The organism is Tissierellales bacterium (genome assembly GCA_025210965.1).
Classification (GTDB): Bacteria; Bacillota; Clostridia; order Tissierellales; family JAOAQY01; genus JAOAQY01.
In genome coordinates this window covers 1-3,557 of record JAOAQY010000142.1, presented here as the reverse complement: position 1 = coordinate 3,557, position 3,557 = coordinate 1, and the positions used below count along the sequence as shown (strand labels likewise).

Annotated in this window: 7 protein-coding genes; all 7 read right to left on the bottom strand. The window is 34.8% G+C overall.

What is annotated here, in order from left to right; translation table 11 throughout:
• Positions 1-14: 14 nt before the first annotated feature.
• The gene (locus N4A40_10025; protein ID MCT4662186.1) at positions 15-458 is read right to left on the bottom strand and encodes a hypothetical protein; all 444 of its coding nucleotides are present in this window, start codon (positions 456-458) and stop codon (positions 15-17) included.
• Positions 458-1,090, bottom strand: coding sequence for a phage tail protein (locus N4A40_10020; GenBank protein MCT4662185.1), 633 nt, complete (start codon positions 1,088-1,090; stop codon positions 458-460). Before N4A40_10020 ends, N4A40_10025 begins: the two co-directional genes overlap by 1 nt.
• Entirely contained in the window at positions 1,080-1,292 is a 213-nt protein-coding gene (locus tag N4A40_10015; protein MCT4662184.1) for a hypothetical protein, read from the bottom strand. The genes N4A40_10020 and N4A40_10015 overlap by 11 nt, the downstream gene beginning before the upstream one ends.
• A gap of 122 nt (positions 1,293-1,414) precedes the next feature.
• Complete coding sequence (locus N4A40_10010) at positions 1,415-1,642, bottom strand: hypothetical protein (GenBank protein ID MCT4662183.1); 228 nt, start codon at positions 1,640-1,642, stop codon at positions 1,415-1,417.
• A 2-nt stretch (positions 1,643-1,644) separates the two neighbouring features.
• Entirely contained in the window at positions 1,645-2,691 is a 1,047-nt protein-coding gene (locus N4A40_10005; GenBank protein ID MCT4662182.1) for a major capsid protein, read from the bottom strand.
• A gap of 12 nt (positions 2,692-2,703) precedes the next feature.
• Entirely contained in the window at positions 2,704-3,039 is a 336-nt protein-coding gene (locus N4A40_10000) for a hypothetical protein (protein MCT4662181.1), read from the bottom strand.
• The coding region (locus N4A40_09995) for a hypothetical protein (protein ID MCT4662180.1) at positions 3,039-3,557 on the bottom strand (519 nt) is incomplete at its 5' end. The genes N4A40_10000 and N4A40_09995, both read right to left, overlap by 1 nt.

Here is a 3,557-nt window from a genome sequence, read left to right as displayed (position 1 = left end):
TGCTTTTGTCTTTTTCAAATCAGTTCATCTCCTTCTATAACACTTGGAATATTCCAAACAGTTGAAATATATCCATAAAAATATGGATAATAATCTTCCTTATCTTGCATCCTCCAAGAAAGTTTTTTATCCATTTCAAAATGCTCTAAAAACCTATTTGATTGATAATGCTGTCTAATCTTTTCCAAGATTGACAACAGACTCTCATAGTTCTGTTCTTCCTCTCTAGATTTATAACCAATAACAAAATCTACTTTCACAAAGGACTCATCTTCATCGTCATTTCCTTCATCCAACCTTACAACCACAAAAGGATACTTCTCATCCTCTTCATCTTCATTCACTGAATAACTTTTCTTTGGCAAAAATTGTTTAAGTATGCTTAGCTCTGGATAATCCATTTTAAAAAGCTGTTGTAAATCTTTTTGGAGTAATGATTGTAGTTCAGCTATAACCATTATTTCACCCCCAACGCTCTATTGATTTCACGTTCTAACTCTTCGCTAAACTTCTCTTTACCTGCATCAGCCATTTCATTTCTAATCGATCTGTGATTCATCATCTCTGGTACAGATGGTCCTCTTATCGCTTCTATTGGTCTTTCACTATTCGTTTTTCTTCTTCCTTTTGATGTAGTTCCTGGTATTCGAATTCTCTTTGATGGTTTATCTCGAGACCGTCTAAAAAGTATTGGTTTTCCCGACCCAGTACCAGGAGCCATGAAACCATAAATAGGCTTTACTTGCCCCTTTATAATTTCTACTGTCACAGGCTTTTTTGTCTTTCTCTTGTGCTGAAATTTTTTAGAAGATACTTTTAGATCAACCACATGAATCCTCTCTGATCTAACTCTGACTGCAGCTCTTAAATCATTTTTATTAGCTCTCCAAACTTTGACTGAATCATTGACCTTTTTTGCTTTTATCGTATACCTATCTTTTACAGCCTTCTTTCCAACGGTATTCATCCTAGATATCCCACGATTCAGCGAACGAGCAACTATAGAAGGAGCCCTTTTTTTAATGGCTCCTAATCTTAGCTCTGCATATTTAAGCGCAGTATCAACATCTGCTCCCATATCAACTAGCATAGTACATTAGTGTGATTTTATAGATTTGATTTTCATCTTTTACATCAATTACAGAATACACATTGCTATCAAATCTTAGTCGATCATTAATATCAGGCCTCTTCATCTCCGATCTACGAGCATAAAAAAGGAGATCCCCTTGAAAGACCCCCTCATTCGTCTCAATCTTCGTTTCTTTAAGTTCTGTTTCATCGACTATCACACAAACCTCCTCTCCTTGAATTTTGTGTATCTCTCCAAAGATATCAAAAAACACATTGACATCCTGTTCGACTATATCATTAAAACTAATAATATCGCCCCCTTATCTTCTGGATGAAAGCTCTACTCTTCCTCGTCATCTCCGGTGGGACATTCACCCTCTTCATCGCATACTAGTTTATCATCCAAATCACAATCAATATCTTCAACATCATTTGACAAGTTATTACAATCCTCTACATAACCTTTTTCAATAAATTTTTCAGCAATATCCTTTTTCATGTTGATTACAGAACCCTTATCGTAACGCTCATTATTATATTTTATTCTAATATTTGCGATAACCTTCATTCCTAATCAGCCTCCTCAACAACATCAGCAACATACCATGAGTCAACTTCATGTGGAACTGGTAGCGGTTTAGATGAAAGCCCCAAGAATCTACGATCTGGATTTTTCTTTATCCATGTATCAGGAATCCTACTAGCTTCAATCGTTTCAAATAAATCAGTCTTTGAATTTAACTTTGTATGAGCTCCATAGTACATAGAACAATCTGCTTTAGAGCTAAATAAAAGAGCTTTATGTGAAGGCATCATTGGCTTAGTTTTCTTTTCCTTTGAATCATAAAACCACTCATTATAAGTATAAATTGATAAATTGAGTTTTGGATAAGTACCAATATAAGTAACACCATTTGGTAACTTTTTAGGTTCTATAATCGCCAAATTCAAATTTTTTATATCTAAAAGAGACTTAACCTTTGGATGATTAATAAATGCATTAGCTGCACGCTTTCCTAAAACTAATATATCGCAATTTACAAAACCTTCTTTTTGACAAACTTCATGCCATTCTTCAATATCTGCTATTGGATCTGAATTCTCAGAAGTCCAAAGATCATCACCACTTAATACTTCTTTATTATCAAAATCAAAATCAATCTCAGCTTCATAATCATCACCTACAATTGGAATTTTGCCATCTAGTAAAACCTTACTACACATCCACTCTTCAGTTCTTGAAATCATGACATCTAATTTCTTAAAATCCTGAGCCATTTTTACAGCAGCCCTTTGTGCTGGTGTCTTTTGAGAATAAATAGATTCACCCATCATTCTATTCATAATATCATCAGCCGATGTAACCGTACTTGGCGAAATAAGTGGTGGCTCATAAGTTTTAGTTTTAAATCCATGATTCTTCATAGTTTTTGAACCAGTAAGCGGATTTACAAAAGGAGCCATCTCACGACCACCCTTCATAATATCTACATCAACTTTAGCAGTTAAAAATGTTTCTGTATGTTTCTTAAAAAAAGTTGAGAAAAAATTATGTTGCGGTGGAATCTGCTGAACTATCTTTCCCATCGTTCTTGGTTTATATAAATCTACTGTCATCTTTCATTCCTCCTATTTTAAAAAGATATTGCACTTTTTAAGTGCGTCGATATAGTCATCTGCTGTCTTGCCATCTGGAAATACAATTCCCTCTTTTTGAAAACAACCAGTAGCACAAAGCACTACATTTTGTTTCTCTCCATCAATTCCCACAATATCCTCTGCTGATATACCATAGGCATCATCTGGAGAAACTGATGGAATCACATCTCCACTTTCATCTACAGCTACTACTTGATACTTCGCAATATTCACACCTACAGCAGTCTTTCTAGCTATTCTTTCAATGTCAGTACTTCCAGCAGCATAAATATTATCTGGTTCATAAACTCCCAAAACATTTGTCATTAAAATCCACCTCCTTCAAATGAGTCTTTTACTGCATTTATGATAGATTCCTCTTCATCTACACTATCCTCACCTAATTGACCATCAACGTCTAATACTCCGCTATCTTGAATATCCTTTGCTCTATTAGTCGCCACCTTTACGATACCTTGTTTTTGAGAATTCAAAATCTTGATAGCTGTATCTCCAGCATTCGCTATATTGGTATACTTTGCCTCATTCTTGATACTCTCATGTCCTGGTGCATCAATATCATCAATAGCCTTGATTCTTTCCCTTTCAGCCTTAATACCTTCATTTAAAGCCGCTTTATAAACATCTGGATACTTCGCTTTTAATTCTTCTAAATTCATGATTGACTCCTCCTCTTTATTTCCTAAATTATTTTGTGGTTTCTTTGATATCTGAATCGGCGCATCATTCTTTGGCTTAACTGGTTCAGATGGTTTCACAGCTTCATTCGGAAAATTCTTGAACTGTGTCACATCAATATTAACCGAATTGATTATACACATTTT

What these genes read in the sequence shown, in the direction of transcription:
- N4A40_10000 (MCT4662181.1), bottom strand. Translation starts at nt 3,039, where the DNA reads ATGACAAATGTTTTGGGAGTTTATGAACCAGATAATATTTATGCTGCT.
- N4A40_10010 (MCT4662183.1), bottom strand. Translation starts at nt 1,642, where the DNA reads ATGAAGGTTATCGCAAATATTAGAATAAAATATAATAATGAGCGTTAC.
- N4A40_10025 (MCT4662186.1), bottom strand. Translation starts at nt 458, where the DNA reads ATGGTTATAGCTGAACTACAATCATTACTCCAAAAAGATTTACAACAG.
- N4A40_10020 (MCT4662185.1), bottom strand. Translation starts at nt 1,090, where the DNA reads ATGCTAGTTGATATGGGAGCAGATGTTGATACTGCGCTTAAATATGCA.
- N4A40_10005 (MCT4662182.1), bottom strand. Translation starts at nt 2,691, where the DNA reads ATGACAGTAGATTTATATAAACCAAGAACGATGGGAAAGATAGTTCAG.